The organism is Paenibacillus eucommiae (assembly GCF_017874215.1).
GTDB lineage: Bacteria > Bacillota > Bacilli > Paenibacillales > NBRC-103111 > Paenibacillus_AI > Paenibacillus_AI eucommiae.
On sequence record NZ_JAGGLB010000017.1, the window covers coordinates 70,588 to 92,324 of the forward strand.

The window sequence follows — 21,737 nt, forward strand, 5'->3', positions numbered from 1 at the left end:
CAGATGAAATTCAAACAGTTAGCTCTGGTATTGCTCGCTCTGACAATTATGGTAGTAGCAGCAGGTTGCGGCAAGAAAGAAGATACGAATCCCGCAGCTTCGCCAACACCTGGCACGAACACACCTGCAGTAGATAAAGTGAAAGTGTCGATTACTTCCTGGAGATCTGAACAAAGTGAACAAGATCTGTACAAAGCCATTCAAGCAGAATTGAACAAAACATCCCCAGAAATTGAACTGGAATTCAAACCTGTTAAAGCGACTGAGTACAACACTACTTTAAATGTGGCCCTTAAAACGAATACAGCGGCAGATATTATCCACCTTCGTCCTTATGCAGGCGCCAAGGCACTTGCAGATGCTAATTACTTGGAGCCAATTGACGGCTTGAAGGGCCTCGACGTGTTCACGGATGCTCAATTGCTTGCAGCTCAAGGTACTGATGGCAAGCAATACGGCGTGCCTTACATGCTGAGCTCCACACAAATTTTGTATAACAAAAAAGTATTCGCAGACAATAATCTTACAGAGCCTGCAACTTGGGCTGATTTAATCAAAATTGCAGACACACTGAAAGAAAAGAAAATCACTCCATTTGCTTTCGGTTCCAAAGAGGGCTGGGTACTTTCATTGATGCATGGAGCAATTGGCCCGCAATTTTACGGACCTGATTTCATTGATAAATTTCTGAAGGGTGAAGTTACACTTGATAGCCCTGAATTTTTGAAATCCGTTGAAGCTATGAAGAGCCTGACACCTTACTTCCCGAACAATTTTGAAGGCTTGGGCATGGAAGATATCCGTACCATGTTCGCAACTGGTCAAACAGGAATGGTTATTAACGGACATTTCGAGATTGCATCGATTCTGGCTTTGAACCCTGATTTGGAAATTGGAGCGTTCCCTGTACCTCCGGTTGATGCTGGCGGCAAGGCTTCTGTATCCACTTGGGTAGACGGTTCCTTTGGTATTAACAAAGAATCCAAAAACAAAGAAGCTGCAAAGAAAGTTCTTGAGTTTATGACAACAGAAACATATGGCAACATGATTCTTAATGCAACGAAATCACCTTCACCAATCCCAGGCGTGAAAACAGATGATGAATTAACGAATAAAATTGCTCAATTATCTGCTACTAATGCGGTTCCTTATTTTGCAGTAACTTACCTGAACTCTGGTAACCCGACGACTAAAGCTACACTGGAAGGCTTGCTTCAAGGCATGTACTTGAATAAATTGACACCTGAACAGGTTGTTAAAGACGCTCAGAAAAATGTAGACACCTGGTTTAAACCAGCTGGCAAATAATTATAAATGTTGTAGTTCATCATAGCTGCCGCCTCTATTAGTCAGGTGTGCTTCCATCAGGAACGCGCCTGCAGGTGGCGGCAGTTGTTTATTTTGAAAATCCAAGAGAGTAAACTCTTCATTTTTCATACATGGTTTGGATTTTACCGCGGGACGGCCTTTAACTCCCTGGAGGATGCTGCAGTCGTTTACGCTTGCCTAAATTTGATTGTGAGGTGAGTACTTAATGGAAAATGTCAATAAAGCCAGTTTAAACGGCAAGAAGGTGTCCTGGAAACGTCACCTCATCCATATTTTTCCGATTCCAGCAATCGTGATTTATACGGTATTCGTCGTTTACCCGATCCTGGCTGCTTTCACCTATAGTTTATTTGATTGGAACGGCTTGACGATGGGGAGCTTCAATAATTTTGAGAACTTCGTCACCCTGTTTACCAAGGAACCGTTCAATACTTTGTTCTGGAATGCGCTCGGCCATAATATTTACTACTTTGCAGTCGAGATGGTCGTCCAGAATGGTATCGCCTTTGGACTCGCCTATATTATTTTCAAGAAAGTGAAGGGTGCGCAGTTTTTCAAAGTTGCCTACTTCCTGCCGCGGCTGTTGTCCATCATCATTGTCGGCTTTCTATGGAAATTAATTCTGAATCCGAACCTTGGTATCTTGAATGTCACGTTGAAAAAAATAGGACTCGATTCCTGGGCTGTAGCTTGGCTGGGTAATCCGGATACAGCGCTCACGGCGGTTGTTCTGATTAACAGTTGGTTTGCCATCGGATTTTTTATGCTTATCTTCCTGGCGGGGCTGCAGTCCATCTCTACAGAGGTGCTGGAAGCAGCTAAGATTGAAGGAGCAGTTGGTTTCAGACTTGTCCGCTCGATCATTCTTCCCATGATGTTCCAGCCGCTTGTTATTGTTATTGTAATGACCTTTATCCAAGCTTTCGAGGCATTTGAACTAGTATTTGCAATGCAGGGTTCAATGGGAGAGCCTTACTATTCCACAGATTTGCTGGCTGTTTTCTTCTATCGTACGGCATTCGGCAGTAGTGCAGGGGATTCGGGCGCATTAGGCATTGGTTCAGCGCTTGCCGTTGTAATGTTCGTAATTATTGCGACGATATCCGCCGTATTCATGTCTTATGTGAATAAAAAGGAATCGGCTTAAGAAAGGGGATCGACTGCATGAGCTTTAAAATAGTTAAAAGAAGTCTTTTATACACTGTAGCGATCGGATATGCGCTTATCTCGCTGTTCCCGTTGGTCCTTATGGTGATATCGTCGCTTAAGCCGAACATTGAGATCTTTACCAAACCGCTTTCCTTGCCTTCAAAAATCAGCTATACCTCTTACGAAACACTTTTTGTCAAATTAAACTATGCGAATTATATAAAAAATAGTATATTTGTGAGTGGAGTAACACTGCTCCTCCTGCTTGTATTTAGTATTATGCTTTCTTATTATCTGGCCAGATTTAAATTTAAATGGAGCGGGCTGCTGTTCTTCTACTTCTTGATTGGTATGATGCTGCCGATTAAGCTTGGTCTTGTTCCACTGTTTTTACTCATTAAAGATCTTAATTTAGTCGATTCCTTATGGTCCATCATTCTGATTCATATCGGAACGGGTATGTCGATGGCTGTATTGATATTGACCGGATTTTTCCGGACGCTGCCGAAGGAATTGGAGGAGGCTGGCCGGATAGATGGTGCTTCCAACATGGGAATACTGATGAAGATACTTATTCCTCTGATGCGTCCGGCTATCGGTACTGTGGTGATTATTAATTTCATCGGGGTTTGGAATGAATTTTTCTTCCCTATGATTTTCATCCAGGATGAAGCGAAGAAGACGATTCCGCTTGGTATGCTGAAGCTGTTCGGTGAGTTCACTACCGATTGGAGTGTATTGTTCGCAGGCTTGACGTTGTCTTCCTTACCCATGATCATTATCTTTGCCTTCGCTTCCAAACAGTTTATGGAGGGATTAACGGCTGGTGCTGTTAAATAATGAGGCAATGATAGATAGACTGAAAAGGAGCAAGCCGATGAACGGTGGATTAGTGAGACTGCGGGAAATTCTAAATGCAATTACGCCTTCAGAGCGCAAGGTTGCAGACTTCATCCTTCAAGATCCGCAGCGGATTGTCGGCATGTCTGTAGCCCAGCTTTCCCAGGAGAGCGGAGGCAGTCAGGCAGCGGTCATCCGGCTGTGCAAATCTGCGGGCTTTAAGGGCTATCAAGAGCTGATGCTTAAAGTATTGGGAGATCTGCAGGAAGAGAGAAGCGGGATTGGCAGCGGCGGCGGCTATCAAGAGTTCATCCGCGGCGATTCCATTGAACGGATTATAGAGAATGTATCCAACAATAACATTCAATCGATTCGGGATACACTCAAGATCATGACGCCTGCACACATCGAGAAAGCCGTCGATGCGCTGCTGCGTGCGAAGCGGATTTACTTCTACGGGATCGGCGCTTCCAACTTGATCGCTGTGGATGCCCAGCAAAAATTTATCCGGATTAACAAGACCAGCTTCTCCTTCACAGACAGCGATTTGCAAATCATTACGGCTGTCATGCTGGAGAGAGACGATGTCGCTGTCGGCATTTCCTACTCCGGCGAAACGCAGGAGATCGTGGAATGTATGAAGCGGGCACGTGAACTTGGCGCAACGACGATTTCCATTACCCGTTATGGAAACTCAACGGTCAGCCAATTGGCTGATATTCCGCTCTATATTTCCTCCACGGAAACGGAAATTCGCAGTGGCGCCACCTCATCGCGTATTACGCAGCTGAATATGATCGATATTCTGTATCTCGGCGTTGCCAGCAGGGAGTACGATAAGTCCGTTCGCTATTTGGAAATCAGCCGAAGTGCGGTTAAGAAGAAGAAATGATGTTGAGAAAGACGCCTTGCGGCGTCCTTTGATGTGCGTGTTCGTGACGTTGGTGCATAGGGGGAGGGAATGGCTGTGGGCTCCAGCCGCTGTTAAAGATTTGTTCCCTTGAATGGAAATGATAATGAGGTTGGAACAAATCTTTAAAGGCGGACGCTACCGCTCTTCCACCCACAGCCATTCCCTCTCTTTAGCTACAATCGCACGAACACCAGGCTCAAACGGACAGCCAGCAAGAGATTTTTTCTTGGGTTTGAGGAGATATCCTAGCTGGCGCAGTTGCTGGAGAAGAAGAGAACGCGCAGGTGAGAAGGATTTGCTACTTTAACGATGATTTTCATCGTTAAAGTAACAGATCCTCTCGACAACCTTGCTTTAACGATGAAAATCATCGTTAAAATCCCTTTTAACCACCCTGAGAGGCCAACATGCCTCTTTTAACGATGAAAAACATCGTTAACGTGACGGATTGACCTGGAACACTTACTTTAACGATGAAAAACATCGTTAAGTGGAGTACACGCTCATTTCAGCGAGGGTGGGCTGCTACTACCACGATTAAATGGATAACGGACTGTCAGTAGAAGTTACATTCCTGAGGGAGAGGGATCGTGGCAATAGGATAATCTGGGTTTCCTTTCTGATTCCCTCAGAGGATGAAGGATCCCCCCGTCTACTTTCCCACTGTAAAGCTACACTGTGTATTCGGGAATTTTTCAATCCAGGCATCACCCCAAAAAACTTATACTTTCTAAATAGTTCATGAGAAAGACGCCTTGCGGCGTCCTTTGATGTGCGTGTTCGTGACGTTGGTGCTAGTGGGAGGGAAGGACAGTGGGATCCAGCCACAGCCCTTCCCTCTATCAGCTATTATCGCACGAACTCCAAACTCAAACGGACTGCTACCCAGAGTGCTGCTGTAACGATGTTTACGAAAGTGAGGAATTCATGGTGGAAACCCCTTATATCATCATAGACGAGCTAACAATGAAGCGAAATATTACGAGAATGGCCGAAAAAGTTGCTTTGCACGGTGTAAGCCTGAGACCTCACATTAAGACACATAAAATGCCCGAGCTTGCTAAACTTCAACTGCAGGCCGGAGCTAGTGGAATCACAGTAGCAAAAGTCGGAGAAGCTGAAATCATGTCGGCTGCGGGTGTACAGGATATTTTTATAGCCTATCCCTTGGTCGTACGCTCCAAAATTGAACGCGCGGCTGCTCTGATGGATAAGTCGAGAATCGTGTTTGCAGTTGACAGCATAGAAGGCGGCTCGATTCTTTCGGAGATTGCGTTAAGCCTGAATCGCGTGCTGGAAGTAAGACTGGAGATTGATTTGGGTCTGAAAAGAACCGGTGTCCTCTATGAGGAAGCCGAGCAGCTGGCACTGAAGCTCCACGAGCTTGAAGGAATAAAGCTGACTGGAATTTTCACCTACCGGGGATCGATGCTTTCCGGACAGCCGACAATGGATACGAAGGCCGCAGGTCTGGAAGAAGGAACACTGATGGCTGCTCTTGCTGCCAGACTTCGGGAGCTGCAGCTTGATATCCGTGATGTTAGCGTGGGCTCGACACCAACGGGCGAATATGCTGCCCAGGTGCAGGGAGTAACGGAAATTCGGCCGGGTACTTATATTTTTAACGATCGTATGCAGGAAACGATTGGTGCCTGCAGTGCTGAGGACTGTGCCGCATCGGTGCAGGTTACAGTAGTCAGTGTGCGGAAGGATGGACTGGTTATTGTCGATGGCGGCAGCAAAACCTTTGCTACAGATGTCCAGCCTGGCGGCTTGCTGGGTATGGTCGGATTCGGCAAAGTAATCGGACATCCGGAGGCTGTTTTCGAGCGGATGAACGAGGAGCATGGCATTTTGCGGTTCCCTGAGCCTGCGAAAGCTGTAGCAGGTTCAGAGGCAGGAGCTGGAGCAGGTACTGGTACAGAGGCAGAAGTAGGAGCAACGGGTACAGGTAAAGGAGCAATGTCTTTTTCAATTGGAGATACTCTCCAGATTGTCCCTAATCACATTTGCAGTACTGTGAATTTGCATAATGCTGTTTACTTGAAGCGTGGAGATCAGTTGGAGAAGCTTGTCGTTTCAGCTAGAGGAGCACTCACATAGATTGATTTTGCAGAAACATAGCTTAAGTTCGAGAAGGAGTTCCTAAACATGTTGGATCTTATTGTGAAAAATGCCCGAATTGTAGATGGTACAGGTAATCCTTGGTACAAGGGAGATATCGGAGTTCGTGACGGTCTCATTACAGGTCTCGGCTACATTGATCAAACGGCGAGAGCTGTTGTCGATGCAGCGGGACTTGTTGCGTCTCCTGGCTTTATCGATGGGCACAGCCATTCTGATTTATTAATCATGGACCAGCCTCTTGGGCAGATCAAGCTTCTGCAGGGAGTCACGACTGAGGTCGTCGGTAATTGTGGTCTGGCGCCTGCTCCTTATTTTCAAGAAACGGCCGATATGCTGAGACAGTATGTGGAGCCGGTCATTGGGGATACGGGTCTCGTTTGGAATTGGAACACAGTAGGTCAGTTCATGGATGCTCTGGAGAAGAACGTTGCATCCGAGAATGTGGCCACCTATGTGGCTCATGGTGCGCTGCGGATTGCAGCCATGGGCTTTGCCAATCGGCCAGCGAATCAAGAGGAGCTTCGAAGGATGAAGTTTCTGCTTGAGGAAGGCTTGAAGGCAGGGGCCATTGGCCTCTCGATCGGCCTCCTGTATGCACCTGGAAGCTACACGACGAAAGAGGAGATTGCCGAGCTGTGCAGTGTGCTGCCTGCTTACGACGGGTTGTTAGCGACTCATATCCGTGGTGAAGGCAGCACACTCCTAACTTCTATAAGCGAGGTAATCTGGATCGCTGAAACGAGCGAGGTACCTCTACATGTGTGTCATCTGAAGGCTGCAGGTAGACGCAACTGGGGAATTATGGCGGAGGCACTGACGCTGATCGACCAGGCGCGTGCTCGCGGCATGGATGTAACCTGTGATGTTTATCCCTATAACGCCAGCTCAACTATGCTGACTACCTTGCTGCCGCCTTGGGTACTCGAGGGAGGCATCGATGCTTTGCTGCAGCGGATCAAGGATCCGGCCGTCCGTCGTCAGGTCCGTGCTGAGCTTGCAGAGGAGCGCAAGGATTGGGATAATTTACTGGCCTCGACCGGATGGAAGGCAGTGGTGGTGTCGTCCGTTCAGACTGAGGCTAACCGCCATCTGGAAGGACTGCATATGGAAGAAATCGCCGAGATGCGCGGACAGCATCCCGCTGAGTGTGTGATGGACCTGCTTCTGGAGGAAGAGGGGAAAGTAGCGATGGTCTACTTCCTGATGTCCGATGAGGATGTCGATCAGGCTGTTCAGTATGATTATTCGCTTGTCATCTCCGATAGCCTGGGCTGCACAACAGGTAAACCGCATCCTCGCTTGTACGGCGCATTTCCGCGGCTCTTTGCCCGGTATGTCCGAGAGCGCAAGCTGCTTTCCCTGGAGCAGGCCGTCCGCAAAGTGACTTCATTCCCAGTCCAGCGCTTCAAGCTGGGGCGCAGAGGAAGACTGGATGAGGGCTACCGCGCCGATATCGTTCTCTTTGATCCTGAGCGGATCCAGGATATGGCGACCTATACCGATCCTTGCCAGTATCCCGAGGGTATAGCCCATGTTTTCGTGAACGGTGTGGAAACCATCAGGCAGGGTGCGCACACACATGCTTGTCAGGGGCAGTTGATCCGGTATAAGCGCAGCTGAGGAGAACTTAACGATGATTTTTATCACTAAAAGATGGGAATCTCAGAAATCTGACAGGTTAGTGATGTTTTTCATCATTAACTAAGCTAATTTGCGCCGAAAGTGTTGGGTTTTCTCCAGGTAACGATGTTTTTCATCATTAAGTGATGAATGGCTTATAAATCTGGCCCTTTAGTGATGTTTTTCATCATTAAAGGGCGGTTAAGTGAAGCCGAAGTAAAAGCGCAATAAAAATGAATTTTTAAGGAGAATACACATGGCTCTAATAGAGAAGCGCTTAGAAGAATTGGGAATTGAAATTGAGGCAGTACCAACTCCTGTGGCTAAATACGTGCCTGCGAAAACAGTTGGCAACCTTGTATATACATCCGGCTGCGATTGCCGCATCAAGGGTGTGCTGATGTATGAAGGTAAAGTTGGAAGCGACCTGACTGTGGAGCAAGGAGCTGCAGCGGCGAGACAAGTAGCTATTAATTTAATTGCTGTGCTGAAAGGACATCTTGGTGATCTGGACCGGGTTAAGCAAGTGGTTAAGCTGTTGGCGTTTGTTAACTCTGCACCTGGCTTTGTGGAACAGCCTTTTGTTATCAACGGAGCTTCTGATTTGCTGGAGCAAGTGTTTGGGGAGAAGGGTGTACATACCCGCTCGGCTATTTCGTCCAATGAGCTTCCTTTTAACACTCCTGTTGAGATTGAGATGATTGTTGAGATTGAGTAGGTTTCAGTAAGTTTGAGTAGGTTCGGTTGGTTAAAAAGTAAATTGAAGAATTCTAATTCTTCAAATAAAAGATTGGCTTTTCTCCGGTAAGGAATAGGGGAGGAGCCAATCTTTTTTATTATACCTTATTGGTATAAATTTACATTTGGATAAAAAACCTGAATCAGTGAAAGGAACAGTGCGGTGAGAGGATGTATCCAATTTCGAGAGTCAACGTGAGAATCTTGTGCGTATCGGGTTCACAACCTGAAAAAAAGGACAGGAAATCAGAGATCTGCTTGAAACAGTCTCATCAGTCCGATAGAAGTGGAGCAGCCGGGTGAATAATCGTCCGCTAGAAGGAATCATTTCGTCCGAAAAGGTTGCGGAGAGGTCATGCGAAGTTCATGCAATCGTGCTCTTCATTCAGGATGATTATGACCTCTCAAGCTGCCTTTTTTGTTCTATATTGAATAGACTACAAAAAGAAAGTCGCTACTTACAAACTGATCGAAAAGGAGCGTGTCATCCGGATGGAGTAGGCTCGAGCAACAATCTGGATATGAGCGTTCTTATTTGGCATCCTGGGAAGAATCCGTTCATGGATCACTCCATAATATTCATCATCTGTGGATAAAATGTGCATAAAGTTGGGGATAAGTGATTGTCGCCCGAAGGGTAGTTCTACACTCGATATTGCATTTTCAGCAGCTTTGAAGACATTATAGCAATTGCAACGTCTTTATCCGATTAATTGAAAGCGCTAACATTAAACTGAGCATCGGATATCAGGGGTTTCCTTACTGCGATATATTCGCACACGCAGAAAGGCAGGAAGAGGAATGAATAAAAGGGCGCCCACTCAAAGAGCTTTCCAACTGGTTTCGTTCATTATTCTGCGGGGCAAGGGCTTTCAAGAGGAAAGGCTAGGTTCGCTCCTATTATTCCGGCTTGGCGTTTTCGACGAAACTTGGGAACCTATCGAAAATCCGGAATACTATTATCGTATTGTTATTCCAATCGTCAACGGTCAAGGGGGAAACCATGTACCATAAAGGAAACTTCGACTCCATGGTGGAACGACGTTTCTTTTTTTATTTGTGCCAGTAAAGTAAGTCGTGGAAGCGGCTATAAACCTTCGGTTATCGCGCAGCTTATCCAGTTCCAAGGATAGAAATAAAGGAGGTATGCGAAAGATGAAGAATTTAATGAGAATCGGCTTCGGTTCACATCAAGAAGTAGGAGGAGGTACGAAATGCTGAAAACGCTTATAGTCGATGACGATAAATTAGTGCGAAAAGGCTTGATCCTCACGATGCCTTGGACGGATTTTGGCATGAAGGTTGTCGGTGAAGCTAATAACGGAGTCAAAGCGCTGGAGTTTCTTGGCGGACAAGAGGTCGATCTGCTAGTTACCGATTTGGAAATGCCGGTTATGAGCGGCATTGAACTGATGAAGCAAGTAAAGGCCGAGTATCCGCATATATGGATGGTCGTATTGACGTTTCATCAAGATTTTGACAATATTCAGCAGGCTCTGCGTATCGGCGCGATTGATTATATTGCCAAAGTTCAGCTCGAGCAGGAGCGGATGGAGGAAGTGCTCGCCCGGATCGCCAACCGGATTCGCGAGGAACGTATGCAGAGCGGCGTGCGTCAAAGCTTGACCGAAGGCTCACCGGAAGCGTCCGGGTCGACGGCCGGCGATATGAAGAAAGTCCTCGTGTTTGCCAGCTTGCTCGACAAAGCGGATCCGCAAGCGTTGCAAGCCATACCGTTCGTCCGTACGCAGCCGCTCAGCGGCATCGGCTTCGGGTTGTGGGCGCTGAAATGCAGCGGGGCGCTGCCCGAAATGGACGAGGATGTGCTGCGCCGCTGCGGACTAGAACGCGAATGGGCGATCCTTCATGTGAGAGGAGCAGGCGGAGGCCAACACGATTGGCATATTATGCTGCACGCCTACAAAGAGCATGATTTTTTCTACGACTACGAGCCGGAACGAAGCGTTTACGATTTTGTGGCCGACCAGCCGACAGGCGATGGTCCGCAAATGCCCGCCGATGCAGATATGAGACGGATTAGGGAAGGCTGGTCGTCGTTGTTCTGGGTGACGGATGATGTGATCTACGAACAGCTGCTTGCGGAGACGCAGCGGCTTCGCCCTTCCGTGCCGCTGCTGGAGAGCATTTTTTATTCGGCCGCGGCGGAATGGAAACGCATCCTGCCAGATTCGGCGATTCCTGAGCTCGGCTCGCAGCGGCCTTTTGCCTATTGGGTGAACGCGGTGGAATGGCTGCATACGGTAAGGAGCCAACTGCGCGGCAAGTTGCGCAAAACGTATTCGGACGAGGTGCTGCAAAGCGTTATGAAGGCGGTATCTTATATCCGCGAGCATTTCAATCAGGAACTGCGTCTGGCCGATGCGGCGAGAGAAGCCAATATAAGCAGAAGCTATTTCAGCCAGTGCTTCAAGGATATCATCGGTCAATCGTTTAACGATTACGTGCGGAGCTTGCGTATCGCCCATGCCGAGGTACTGCTCCAGCAAACGGCGAATCCGATCTACTGGGTGGCGGAGCAATGCGGCTACGAGAACGAAAAGTATTTCAGCCGGGTATTCAGCGAGCGGGTCGGCATGCTGCCTAGCGAGTACCGCCAGCGGCCGCGGCCCAACCCGAAGTGAGGTGCAGACGTACATGATGAAGAGGTTCGAAGAAGCCGTTTCCCGTTTGAGGCCGTATTTGTTCTACACGCTCAGAAGCAGGGTGATTGCAATACTGCTGCTCAGCTCGCTCGTGCCGCTCGTTCTGATCGGCGGAGTTTCCTATTACATGATCGCCTCGATGCTGAACAACAAGGTGATGAACGGCGTTCGCAGCCAGCTGGAGCAAACCGCTTTTTCGCTGGACAAGGAGATCCAGAGCCTGAATCACGTCGCCATGCAGCTTTCGTTCGAAGGCGGAGTCGGGCTGGATTTTAAAGCGTATTTATCATCCGCGGACTTCTATGAACAATATATGTTGGAGCAGTCGATTCAAAATTATATCGACCTGATCACCTATACGAGTCCGAATATCGGTCTTGTTCACTATTATTTCTCCGATACGCGCAAAAATGCGTTCAGATCGAACGACATGACGAGCGATTTTTACCCGGACAAGCTTCCGAAGCTATACTCGTTCAGCGGGATTACGTATCATGCGATCCACAAATCGTTCAAGCTCGGCGTCGATTCGCTTGTTTTGTCCGTTGACCGGCGCATTTTTATTCCCGAATATGGGACCTTGCACGTTTATGTCGAAACGAATCCGCAGCTTGTCTCGCATATTTTGGGTACTGGCCAGTCCGGCATGGAAACAGCCTATTTGATGACCGACGAGCACAACCGTATCGTGTACAGCGAGAAGGAAGACGAGTTTGCAATCGGGCAGGAGTTGTCGGACAAACAATCCGATGGAGCGCGCAGCGGCTACCTGTTTACCGAGAAGGCGGGCGACTGGACGTGGGCGGCGATCATTTCGAAGCAGGATTTTGACAAGGAAAAATACAGCTGGCTTCGTAATTTTGTCATTTTTGGAACGGTATCGCTGGCGGTGGCGCTGGGCTTCGCTTCGATACTGTGGAGGACGGTGTACAAGCCGCTGGCCGGCTTCAACAAGGAAATCCGTTTGCTGCAAAACAACGGCGGCTTTCATTCGATTCTGAAGTATCCACGCATCGCTGAATTCGATTATGTGCTGAACCGCTTCGATGAGATGCGCCAGCGCATCTGGCGGCTTCTGCAGGAGGCAAGGCGGAACGAGAAACTGAGGGCGGAGCTTGAGGTGGAGAAACTGATGGTCCAGATCAATCCGCATTTTATTCACAATACGCTGGATACGGTGCGCTGGTTGGCGCGGTTGAACTCGCAGGATGAGATTGAACGGCTTGTCGCCACGCTCAACAAGGTGCTTTATTACAATATGGGCAAGGGCGGGACAGCGACGATTGGCCAGGAAATCGCGCTCTTGAACGATTATGTGACGTTGCAGCAAATCCGCTACGATTTTCGTTTCGAAATCGGCATCAAGGCGGAGGACGACCTGATGGACGTGCCGATTCCGCGCTTCATTCTCCAGCCGCTGGTGGAGAACTCGCTTTACCACGGGCTTGGTGACGAGGGTAAGATCGAGGTAAAGGCTGCTTTCGACGAAGACAAGCATATCCGCATCGAAGTGAACGATAACGGAGCGGGAATGAGTGAAGAGGAGATCCGTCAGTTGTTCGAACCGGAGACAGGGAACCGCAAAAAAAAGGGGATGGGAATCGGCATCGGCTACGTCCGCCGGGTGATCGCGGCGCGGTATGGAGACGACGCAAGTCTCGATATTCGCAGCAAGCCGGGCGAAGGCACGTCGATTGTGCTGTGCATTCCGATAGAAGTGGAGCAGACTGGTGAATAATCGTCCGCCGGAAGGAATCATTTCGTCCGAAAAGCTTGTGGAGCGGCCATGCGAAGTTCATGCGATTATGCTCTTCATTCAGGAGGATTGTGACCTCTCAAACCGCCCTATTTGTTCTATACTGACAATAGACTCCAAAAAGAGAGTCGCTACTTACAAACACAGATCAAAAAGGAGTGTGTCGTTCAATGAGAAAAAAGAGAACGGTTACAGCGGTGATGTTGGCGGTCTTGCTATTGAGCGTCGTTGTTGCCGGCTGTTCCGGGAACAAGCCCCCGGCACCGTCAGCGTCAGCGGGTGCGGCTTCATCCTCTGCATCTCCGAAGGCGGAAGAAAAGAAGCTGAACATGAAGATGTTTATGTCTAACTCCGGCCTTGCGTATCCGGATGGCGTAGACCCGAGCAGCAACCCGTACATCAACATCGTCGAGGAGTATGCAAACGTCGATCTGGACCTTGAGGTGCCGAGCTATACGGACTTCCAGACGAAGTTCAATTTGATGCTCTCCTCTGGCAACTTGCCTGACATCGTACATTCGCCTTATCCGAATGAAACTGAACAGCGCGCGGATGAAGGCGCATTCATCGATTTGAAAGCGTACTATGACAAATCGCCTGTCGTTCAGAAATTTATTTCTCCGAAAATGATGGAGATGGCCAAGTCCGCAAGCGGTCACAATTATCGCATTCCGATGTCCTATGCTACACGCCAGCAAGGCGACGGTGTCATCGTCCGTTATGATCTGGTCGTCAAATACAACAACGGCAAAATGCCGGAAACCGTCGAGGAATGGATCGAGCTGGCGCGTAAAATCAAGAAGGCGGAGCCGGATTCGCTTCCACTTACGAACCGTGTCATTGACGATCAGGCGATTTCGTACGCAGGCTTGCCAATCTTCTATTGGTACGGCGCCCAGCCTTATATGTACAGAGTCGAGGGAGGTAAGGTGGTAGACAACTTTACACTGCCAGAATATAAGGCGGCCGTTCAGGTAATGAAGCAGCTCTATGACGAGGGCATACTTGACAAAGAATTCGCTACGACGGACTCGGAAAAATATAGAGACAAGCTGAAAAACCGCAACGTCCTGCTTAACGTCAACAGTGCGGACCAGCTAATCCCGAACGGATTGCCGAAGGAGGCCGGGACCGAGAATCAAGAGAAGCAGTTCGCGCCGCCGCTCAAGCAGTATCCTTCTGTGCTGAAGGACTCCAAATATGCGCAGCCGAAGTCGTTATACCTGATTGGAGGCGACAGTCTCTACATTTCGGCCAAAACCAAGGACAAGGACCGGGCATGGAAGGTTATCGAAGGCTTCGCTACGGATAAACTGCATGAAGCGATCTTCTGGGGCTTTGAAGGCGAAGACTTCAAGGTGGAGAACGGCCAGAAGACGCCGATCGAAGGCCAGGGCATGTCGAACAAAGACAGGGTCTACAAGCTGCAGCTGGGTCTGATTTTCGGCTTTTACGACGGGAAGGAAGCCAATATCGCGGCAGCCGAGAAAGCAATGGATAAGGACGAATTTACGAGACGGATCGACAGCTTGAAGCAGGTCGAGGATTCTGCGAAGCAAAACGGCTTGGCGCTGGGGGATTTCGTAACGCTGTCTCCGGAAATGTCCGCCAAGAAGACGGAGGCGAACCGGTTCGTTTCGCAGGCTACAATCGAAGCGATCATGGGTAAAATAACGATGGATCAGTTCGACCAGAAGGTCGGGGAATACAAGAAGAAATTCGGATTCATCTACGACGAATACACGAAATACATGAATGAGAACAAGGATAAATTGCGGCAGTTGGGTGTTAATGAGGTAGACTGGTAGGAGGCGGTGCCGCGCATAGCTTTTCGGGCGAACTTGCGGCGTCCTCGGACGCCGCAAGTTTTTTATAAATAATGAGGGAGGAATTGACCGTGAGCATAACCGCAGAGGCAAGAACAAACGGCAAGCAGCCCGCTATGCGGACCAAGCGCCGTGTGTACAGGAAAACGGTGTTCGCCCTTTATTTGATTTTGGCGCCGACCTTGCTGCTGCTCCTCTTGTTCAAATATATGCCGATGTACGGGATTTCGATCGCCTTCCAGGACTTCTCGCCGTATCGCGGCATAAGCGGAAGTCCCTGGGTCGGGTTGAAGCATTTCGCGCATTTTATTCAGGACGAAACGTTCTGGAAGGTCATGCAAAATACGCTGATCATTAACTTTTACGATATACTGTTCGGATTCTCCGCCCCGATCGTGTTCGCGATTCTTGCCAACGAGTTGACGCACGGCATGTTCAAGCGGGTGACGCAAACGATTTCATATTTGCCGCACTTTCTTTCATGGGTTGTTGTGGCAGGGGTGTTTTATCAAATTTTATCGCCTGCCGACGGACTTGTGAACGAGATGCTCGGCTGGTTCAGCATTGAACCGATTTATTTTACGACAGAGAAGGAACTGTTCCGCGGCCTCATCGTATCCGTGGGAATATGGAAGGATGTCGGTTGGTCGGCGATTTTGTATTTTGCAGTTATCGCGGGCATCGATTCCAGTCTCTACGAAGCGGCGAAGGTCGACGGCGCCAGTCGGCTCCGGCAGATTTGGCATATTACGCTCCCGGGCATGGTGCCGATGATCATTCTGCTCTTGCTGCTGCGCTTATCAAGTATATTCGAAATTGGCTTCGAGCGCATGTTCGTCATGCAGAACCCGATTGTGCTCGACGTCTCCGACGTGATTAGCACCTACGTATACCGGATCGGTCTGCAGAACTCGCAATACAGCCTCACGACCGCCATCGGCTTCGTGCAAAGCGTGCTCGGCTTCCTGATGCTGATTACCGCGAACAAGGCATCGAAGAAGCTGTCTGGCATGGGACTTTATTAATGGAGGGAGAGAAAACTCATGCTGCACCGGAGCACACTCGGACGCATTTTCGATATATTCAACGTGCTGTTGTTTATCGTGATCTGCATTTCCATTCTCGTTCCATTCATTAACGCGATTGCAATTTCACTAAGCAGCTATAATGCCGCGGCGATCGGCAAGATTGGACTTTGGCCGAAAGGCTTTAATCTCGAAGCTTACCATAAGCTTGCGTACAGCAAACAGTTTTTGCGGACCTTCTTGAACACTGTGTTTCTGGCGGCGGTCAATACAGCGCTCGTCATCATCCTTTCGCTCTCAGCAGGTTACGTGATGGCGCATAAGCATCTGATCGGGCGGGGCTTCCTGTTTATCTTGCTGATTATTCCGATGTATTTCAGCGGCGGGCTTATTCCGTTCTACTTGCTCGTCAACAAGATCGGCTTGAACAATACGTATTGGGCGCTTATTCTGCCGAACGTGATCAATGTGTTCTATATTATCGTGTTCCGGAATCAGATTAACCAACTGCCGCAAGAGCTGATCGAATCGGCAGAAATCGACGGGGCCAGCGAAGTCCGCATCCTGTTCAAAATCATTTTGCCGCTCGTGCTGCCGATGGCCATGGCGTTCGTTGTGTTCAGCGCGGTGGCCTATTGGAACGAATGGTTCGGTGTCCTGATCTTCATTCGCGAGAAAACGATGTGGACGTTACAGTTTCAACTAAGGGAAATATTGATCAGTGCGGAGATGATCGATTCGGAGACAAGGAAGACACTTATTAATCAAGAAGCGCTGATACATCCGAACAACTTGAAAATGGCCGCGCTCATGCTGACGATTTTACCGATCATCGTGATTTATCCGTTCGTGCAAAAATATTTCATTCACGGTCAGCTGGTCGGCGCAGTTAAAGGCTAACCGCATACTACAGATGAAAGAGAGTGATACGCGACATGACGAGGTTTACGTCCGTGAAAACACGCGCAACCCTATGGACGCAGGAAAAGCGGTCTGCCGCGCGGACAAACATCGCGGCTTACGTGTGGGCCAGAGAGCAGGCGGACGCTGTCTGCCAACTGGCAGACGAATACGCCATGCAGGCGGAGCGGATTTACGAATTAATCGTTGCTGAGGGGCTCCCGCGGTATTATCACACGGGGCATACCCTGGATCCGAAAATTTTTTATTGCCGTTACTGCGGTGTGAACATCTGCGAGAAGTACGCGAAGCATTACCCGTGGATTGTCAGGCCGCTGGAGGATCCGTGGAAGATCCAATGCCCGGACTGTCTGCGCCGGTTTCCCTCCAACGACTTCGGCGGGTTTTACCGGCTGGGACTGGATGCGCACGGCGTGTTTCAGCATGAGCTTGCGCGGCAAAAAAACGAGAAGAGCAAGGCCGCTGGAGGCCCGGATTATCTGATAAACGAGCTGTACCCCGAAATGGGCGAGGGCTGGGGCGTGGACGACGGCTTCGGGTATTACACAGGCCATGTTTACGACAACGGTGTGCGGGAACGGCATAATTACATTGCCACCTATCTGGACCGCGGACTCTGGGGCGGCGGCTACGATGGCGGCGTTATCCTGCTTGCGATCAATACTCTTGCCAAGGCCTACGTCTATACGGGGGAGGCCCGATACGGCCGTGCCGGAGCGATGCTGCTCGACCGGGTAGCGGATTTCTATCCCGGCTATGACTGGTACCAGTGGGCCGAGTTTCGCGGGGCGGAAAATTTCCGTGGAAAGATTTGTGACTCTATCTGGGAGTGCTTCGTCACCCAGCAGCTTGCGAGCGCCTACGATGCGTTTTACCCTGTGTATGAGGATGCCATCCTGATTGATTGCCTGCGGGAAAAATCTTTGCGGTATGGACAGGAGAACCCAAAGAACAGCGCCTCGGCTATACGGGCCCATGCAGAGCATAATATCCTGCGCGAAATATACAGCGGCTGCCGCACAGGGCGTATCTGTGGCAATTTCGGCATGGAACAAGCCGCACTGGCGAAGGCGGCAGTCGTACTGGACGCCATGCCGGAGACGGGCGAATGGCTGGACTGGATTATGCGGCCAGGACCCCCCCGCAACAACGGGGATCCGGCGCAGGATACGCCCATTTCTGGCGGTAATGTACTCGGTGTGCTGACGGGCAGCGTGGATCGCGATGGCATGGGCGATGAGGCATCGCCGGAATATAACGCATTATGGCTGAATCACATGGTGGACCTGGCGGAAGTGTTGCACGAGTACGACGCCTGCCCTGTTGTGGACCTGTATGAAAACCCGAAGTTCGCACAGATGTTCACCGCGCATATACCGCTCATGATGGCGGAGTATTATACGGCACAGATCGGAGACAGCGGCCGCACCGCGTCGAAAGGCTTTGTGTTTCGAATGGATAAGGCGCTGAGCGGGTATCGGCACCTGGGCGGTGTGCGTCTGGCGCAGTATATCCACTGCATGAACGGAAATTCTGCAGAGAACCTACACGGTGTTATCACGGATCGCGATCCCGAGGCGTTACGGCGAAGCATTGAAAACGCCATACGGGAACATGGTCCTCTGAGCGCGGACAGCGATATGATGACCGGGTATGGCTTTGCCGTCCTGCGGGACGGCGAAAAAACGGCGCATACGAATACGCTGCGGGACTTTTCTCTGTATTTTGGTCTTGGAGACGGGCACGGGCATGCGGACGCGCTGAATCTGGGGATCGATGCATACGGCCTGAATTTTGCGCCTGACCTGGGGTATCCGGAGGTGACGGGCACACAGCCCAACCGCCTGCAATGGGTGAGCGGCACCTTGTCGCATAACACCGTCATGGTGGACGGCCGGATGCAGCACCAACTGACCGCTGCTGCCGCCCCGCTGCATTATGACGATGCGGGTCGTGTCAAGCTCATGGATATGGAAGCGGGGAGCGCCTATCCGCAGACGCGGGCATACCGACGCAGCATTGTTATGGTAGATGCGGGGGACGGCGTGTCATACGGCGTGGATTTCTTCCGTATCCTGGGGGGAGACGACCATCTGTACAGCTTCCACGCGCAGTCGAACACCATCCATGAAACACGAGGACTGACGCTCATCCCACAGACGGATGAAAGCGGACAATTTGTCGGCAGCTACGCAGGGCCGGAGGTGCCTTGGGGTCAGGATCCAAACACGGTGGAGACCTCCTGGGAGGTCGATATGCTGCGCCATCCGCCGGGCATGACCTGGCTGTATAATGTGCGGCGGGATCGAGCGCCGGAGTTGCGTTTTACGGTCGATTTTCAAATCACTGATTTTCGCCGGGTGCTGCCCGAGGAGAAAAACCTGCATCTGCGCATGACGATGCTGGGAGATTTTGCGCCGGATGAGGTGGCGATCGCCCGTGCGAAACCGCCGCACTATAATACTCCCGATATCCCGTATCTGGAGTATGTCCTGACACGCAGAACGGGGAACAACCTCGACAGCTTGTTTACGACCGTGTTTGAGCCGTACTGTGATACGCCGTACATAACCGACAGCCTGACCGCGGTGCCGGTGGCCGTGCTGTCGGGAGAGCCGGGACGGGAGGATGCGGTTAAAGCACTCAAAATCCCGCTGAAAAACGGCAGAATCGATTATGTGGTGTACGCTACAAACCGGGAAATCACCTACCGGGTGGACAATTTGTTTGATTTTCGCGGGTTTGCCGCTGTCTGCAGTCTGCGGGAGGGTAAAATGGATTTCCTGTACGGCAATGACTGTGAACTGCTGTGCGATATGCGGCATCCTGGCGCGTTGACAGGCGTTGTCGCGGATTTCACCCGTGAGCTCACGTTAGAAAACAGCATTACCGTCGCGCTGGAGCAGCAAATAGAGCTTGAAGCGCTGACTGGGCGGTATGTGTATATCGACAACGACGGCGCGCAGAACGCGGTCTACCGGATACACCGGGCACATTCGCAAGGTGTGCAGACTATACTCGACATCGGGCAGGTATCACCTATCCGCGCGTTGGGAGAAGGTACGGCATATAAGTACAACATTGATGTGGGACAAAAGCTGCGGATTCCGTTGTCATTTTTACAAACTTGATCATTGGAGGAAAACAAATATGGAGAATCAACAGACAAACAGAATGTTCGGGAACAAGCAGGAGGAGCGTTCCGCAAAGGGACAGCGCATCGGTTATTGGCCGCTGCGTACCGATTGTCAGGACGCTTCGGGAGAAGGTGGACACGGCGAGGCAAGCGGCCGGCTAGTTTTTGATGAAGAAGGCGCTGTATTTGACGGCCTTGGCTCGGCGGTGACACTGCCGGTATCGGCAGCAACGGATGGAAGTCGCTCGTTCAGCTTGTCGCTGCAGTTTCAGGTGAAGGACGGCAAAGGCTTCTTGCCCGGCGGCCTCGCCAGTGTCTACTCAGAGGAGCGAATGGAGGGCTGGCATTTGTCGGTGCTGACCCAGGCCGGGGTAACTTCGACCCAGTCCAACTGGCGCAACCTGCAGTTCGGCTGGAGCGCCGCTCATGGCGAGGACGTTTGGCGCGATTGGGGCAGTCCGGGCGACGGCCGCATGGTCAGCGCCCTGTGTGTTCATGCGGGGCATCTGTACGCCGGCACATTCGATAATGCGAAGGATCACCTCGGCAGGGTTTTTCGCTTGGATGAAGCTGCCGGAACATGGATCGACTGCGGCCATCCGGACGAGAGCAATGCGGTTTACGCGTTGGCCGAGTTTAAGGGGATGCTTTATGCCGGTACGATGCGCTACCGAGCAAGCGGCTCGTCGTTGCCGGCCTCGCCCAACGAAGAGCCGGGCGGTCGGATATTTCGCTACAAGGGAGGTCGGGAATGGGAGCTGTTTGCCGAGCTGCCCGTGCCGGACAATGACAGCATCGGGGCGATGACCGTATATGACGACCGGCTGATCGCGATGTCGTTCTATCCGCATGGAGTGTTCGCTTATGATGAGGACGGCCGTTGCGAGGTGCTTGGCGCCCCAGGGCCTGAGGGCACGACGCGAACGTTCAATATGGCGCCGTATCGTGGCGACCTGTATATCGGCTGCAATGAAAGCGCAGGCGTTTATCGCCGCAAACTCGGGGAACCTTGGGAATATTGCGGCAACGTACCGCAATGCTCCCAGGTATATTGCTTCTCCGTCTTCCACAACGATCTGTTGATGGGCATCTGGAATGAAGGCCGAATGCTGCGTTATGAAGGCGGGATCGAATGGAGCGATTTCGGGCTGATGGGCGATGAGTTGGAAGTCATGGGAGTATCGGTGTTCAACGGCAAGCTGTATGCCGGCACGCTGCCGAGCGGCCATGTGTATCGTTACAAGGGCAATCGTGAATGGGAATTAATGGGGGTTCTCGAAGATCCAGATCCGGATGTTCGCTATCGCCGCGTTTGGTCCATGGCGGTATATAACGGCAAGCTGTTTGCCGGCACGCTGCCGAGCGGCAAAGTATGGAGCCTGAGCAATGATCCGCTGGCTACATGCGATACCGCACTGACAGATGGTTGGCACCACACAACGATTACGTATGACAAAGAGCGGCTTGCGCTTTATCTGGATGGGCAGTTTATTTCTTCCGCAGAGTGCAAGGATACGACAAGCTTGGCCCTTGATAACGTTTCGCTTGTGTTGGGAAAAGGCCCGCAATGTCACTTTTCCGGCTTGATCCGCGAAGTCGAGCTGTGGGATTCAGCATTGTCCGCAGCAGAAATTACGGAAGGATACGTTGAAAAACAACGGCATTTGTAAACAATCGTTGTAAAAAATGCTCAC

15 protein-coding genes are annotated in these 21,737 nt (G+C 50.5%); all 15 read left to right on the top strand.

All coding sequences use genetic code 11. The features are described from left to right. Window positions 1-3: 3 nt before the first annotated feature. The 15 genes from J2Z66_RS22935 to J2Z66_RS23005 all read left to right on the top strand — a co-directional run bounded on the left by J2Z66_RS22935 (window position 4) and on the right by J2Z66_RS23005 (window position 21,713). On the top strand, window positions 4-1,308 hold the full coding sequence (locus J2Z66_RS22935) for an ABC transporter substrate-binding protein (RefSeq protein ID WP_209974745.1): 1,305 nt from the start codon (window positions 4-6) through the stop codon (window positions 1,306-1,308). Between the two features lie 226 nt (window positions 1,309-1,534). After that, window positions 1,535-2,476, top strand: a complete 942-nt coding sequence (locus J2Z66_RS22940) for a carbohydrate ABC transporter permease (RefSeq protein ID WP_209974747.1) — start codon at window positions 1,535-1,537, stop codon at window positions 2,474-2,476. A gap of 17 nt (window positions 2,477-2,493) precedes the next feature. Next, on the top strand, window positions 2,494-3,318 hold the full coding sequence (locus tag J2Z66_RS22945) for a carbohydrate ABC transporter permease (protein WP_209974749.1): 825 nt from the start codon (window positions 2,494-2,496) through the stop codon (window positions 3,316-3,318). Window positions 3,319-3,355: 37 nt separating this feature from the next. Further along, window positions 3,356-4,210, top strand: coding sequence for a MurR/RpiR family transcriptional regulator (locus J2Z66_RS22950; protein WP_209974751.1), 855 nt, complete (start codon window positions 3,356-3,358; stop codon window positions 4,208-4,210). Window positions 4,211-5,158: 948 nt separating this feature from the next. Beyond that, the gene (locus J2Z66_RS22955) at window positions 5,159-6,334 is read left to right on the top strand and encodes an alanine racemase (protein ID WP_209974753.1); all 1,176 of its coding nucleotides are present in this window, start codon (window positions 5,159-5,161) and stop codon (window positions 6,332-6,334) included. 48 nt (window positions 6,335-6,382) lie between these two features. After that, complete coding sequence (locus tag J2Z66_RS22960; RefSeq protein ID WP_209974755.1) at window positions 6,383-7,978, top strand: N-acyl-D-amino-acid deacylase family protein; 1,596 nt, start codon at window positions 6,383-6,385, stop codon at window positions 7,976-7,978. 256 nt (window positions 7,979-8,234) lie between these two features. Beyond that, window positions 8,235-8,696, top strand: a complete 462-nt coding sequence (locus J2Z66_RS22965) for a RidA family protein (RefSeq protein ID WP_209974756.1) — start codon at window positions 8,235-8,237, stop codon at window positions 8,694-8,696. A gap of 821 nt (window positions 8,697-9,517) precedes the next feature. Further along, complete coding sequence (locus J2Z66_RS22970) at window positions 9,518-9,730, top strand: hypothetical protein (protein WP_209974758.1); 213 nt, start codon at window positions 9,518-9,520, stop codon at window positions 9,728-9,730. A gap of 200 nt (window positions 9,731-9,930) precedes the next feature. Further along, the gene (locus J2Z66_RS22975) at window positions 9,931-11,358 is read left to right on the top strand and encodes a response regulator (protein ID WP_209974761.1); all 1,428 of its coding nucleotides are present in this window, start codon (window positions 9,931-9,933) and stop codon (window positions 11,356-11,358) included. A 13-nt stretch (window positions 11,359-11,371) separates the two neighbouring features. Further along, the gene (locus J2Z66_RS22980; protein ID WP_209974763.1) at window positions 11,372-13,117 is read left to right on the top strand and encodes a sensor histidine kinase; all 1,746 of its coding nucleotides are present in this window, start codon (window positions 11,372-11,374) and stop codon (window positions 13,115-13,117) included. A 188-nt stretch (window positions 13,118-13,305) separates the two neighbouring features. After that, complete coding sequence (locus J2Z66_RS22985) at window positions 13,306-14,943, top strand: extracellular solute-binding protein (protein WP_209974765.1); 1,638 nt, start codon at window positions 13,306-13,308, stop codon at window positions 14,941-14,943. 89 nt (window positions 14,944-15,032) lie between these two features. Then, window positions 15,033-15,986, top strand: coding sequence for an ABC transporter permease (locus tag J2Z66_RS22990; RefSeq protein WP_312894726.1), 954 nt, complete (start codon window positions 15,033-15,035; stop codon window positions 15,984-15,986). Between the two features lie 18 nt (window positions 15,987-16,004). Beyond that, window positions 16,005-16,886, top strand: coding sequence for a carbohydrate ABC transporter permease (locus J2Z66_RS22995; protein WP_209974767.1), 882 nt, complete (start codon window positions 16,005-16,007; stop codon window positions 16,884-16,886). Between the two features lie 53 nt (window positions 16,887-16,939). Further along, a complete protein-coding gene (locus J2Z66_RS43880) occupies window positions 16,940-20,038 on the top strand; it encodes a heparinase II/III domain-containing protein (protein ID WP_209974769.1) in 3,099 nt (1,032 codons plus the stop codon). Window positions 20,039-20,057: 19 nt separating this feature from the next. Further along, on the top strand, window positions 20,058-21,713 hold the full coding sequence (locus J2Z66_RS23005; protein ID WP_209974771.1) for a LamG-like jellyroll fold domain-containing protein: 1,656 nt from the start codon (window positions 20,058-20,060) through the stop codon (window positions 21,711-21,713). Window positions 21,714-21,737: the final 24 nt, after the last annotated feature.

Coding starts and splice junctions, on each gene's coding strand:
- J2Z66_RS22935 (WP_209974745.1), top strand. CDS start 4: ATGAAATTCAAACAGTTAGCTCTGGTATTGCTCGCTCTGACAATTATG.
- J2Z66_RS22940 (WP_209974747.1), top strand. CDS start 1,535: ATGGAAAATGTCAATAAAGCCAGTTTAAACGGCAAGAAGGTGTCCTGG.
- J2Z66_RS22945 (WP_209974749.1), top strand. CDS start 2,494: ATGAGCTTTAAAATAGTTAAAAGAAGTCTTTTATACACTGTAGCGATC.
- J2Z66_RS22950 (WP_209974751.1), top strand. CDS start 3,356: ATGAACGGTGGATTAGTGAGACTGCGGGAAATTCTAAATGCAATTACG.
- J2Z66_RS22955 (WP_209974753.1), top strand. CDS start 5,159: ATGGTGGAAACCCCTTATATCATCATAGACGAGCTAACAATGAAGCGA.
- J2Z66_RS22960 (WP_209974755.1), top strand. CDS start 6,383: ATGTTGGATCTTATTGTGAAAAATGCCCGAATTGTAGATGGTACAGGT.
- J2Z66_RS22965 (WP_209974756.1), top strand. CDS start 8,235: ATGGCTCTAATAGAGAAGCGCTTAGAAGAATTGGGAATTGAAATTGAG.
- J2Z66_RS22970 (WP_209974758.1), top strand. CDS start 9,518: ATGAATAAAAGGGCGCCCACTCAAAGAGCTTTCCAACTGGTTTCGTTC.
- J2Z66_RS22975 (WP_209974761.1), top strand. CDS start 9,931: ATGCTGAAAACGCTTATAGTCGATGACGATAAATTAGTGCGAAAAGGC.
- J2Z66_RS22980 (WP_209974763.1), top strand. CDS start 11,372: ATGATGAAGAGGTTCGAAGAAGCCGTTTCCCGTTTGAGGCCGTATTTG.
- J2Z66_RS22985 (WP_209974765.1), top strand. CDS start 13,306: ATGAGAAAAAAGAGAACGGTTACAGCGGTGATGTTGGCGGTCTTGCTA.
- J2Z66_RS22995 (WP_209974767.1), top strand. CDS start 16,005: ATGCTGCACCGGAGCACACTCGGACGCATTTTCGATATATTCAACGTG.
- J2Z66_RS23005 (WP_209974771.1), top strand. CDS start 20,058: ATGGAGAATCAACAGACAAACAGAATGTTCGGGAACAAGCAGGAGGAG.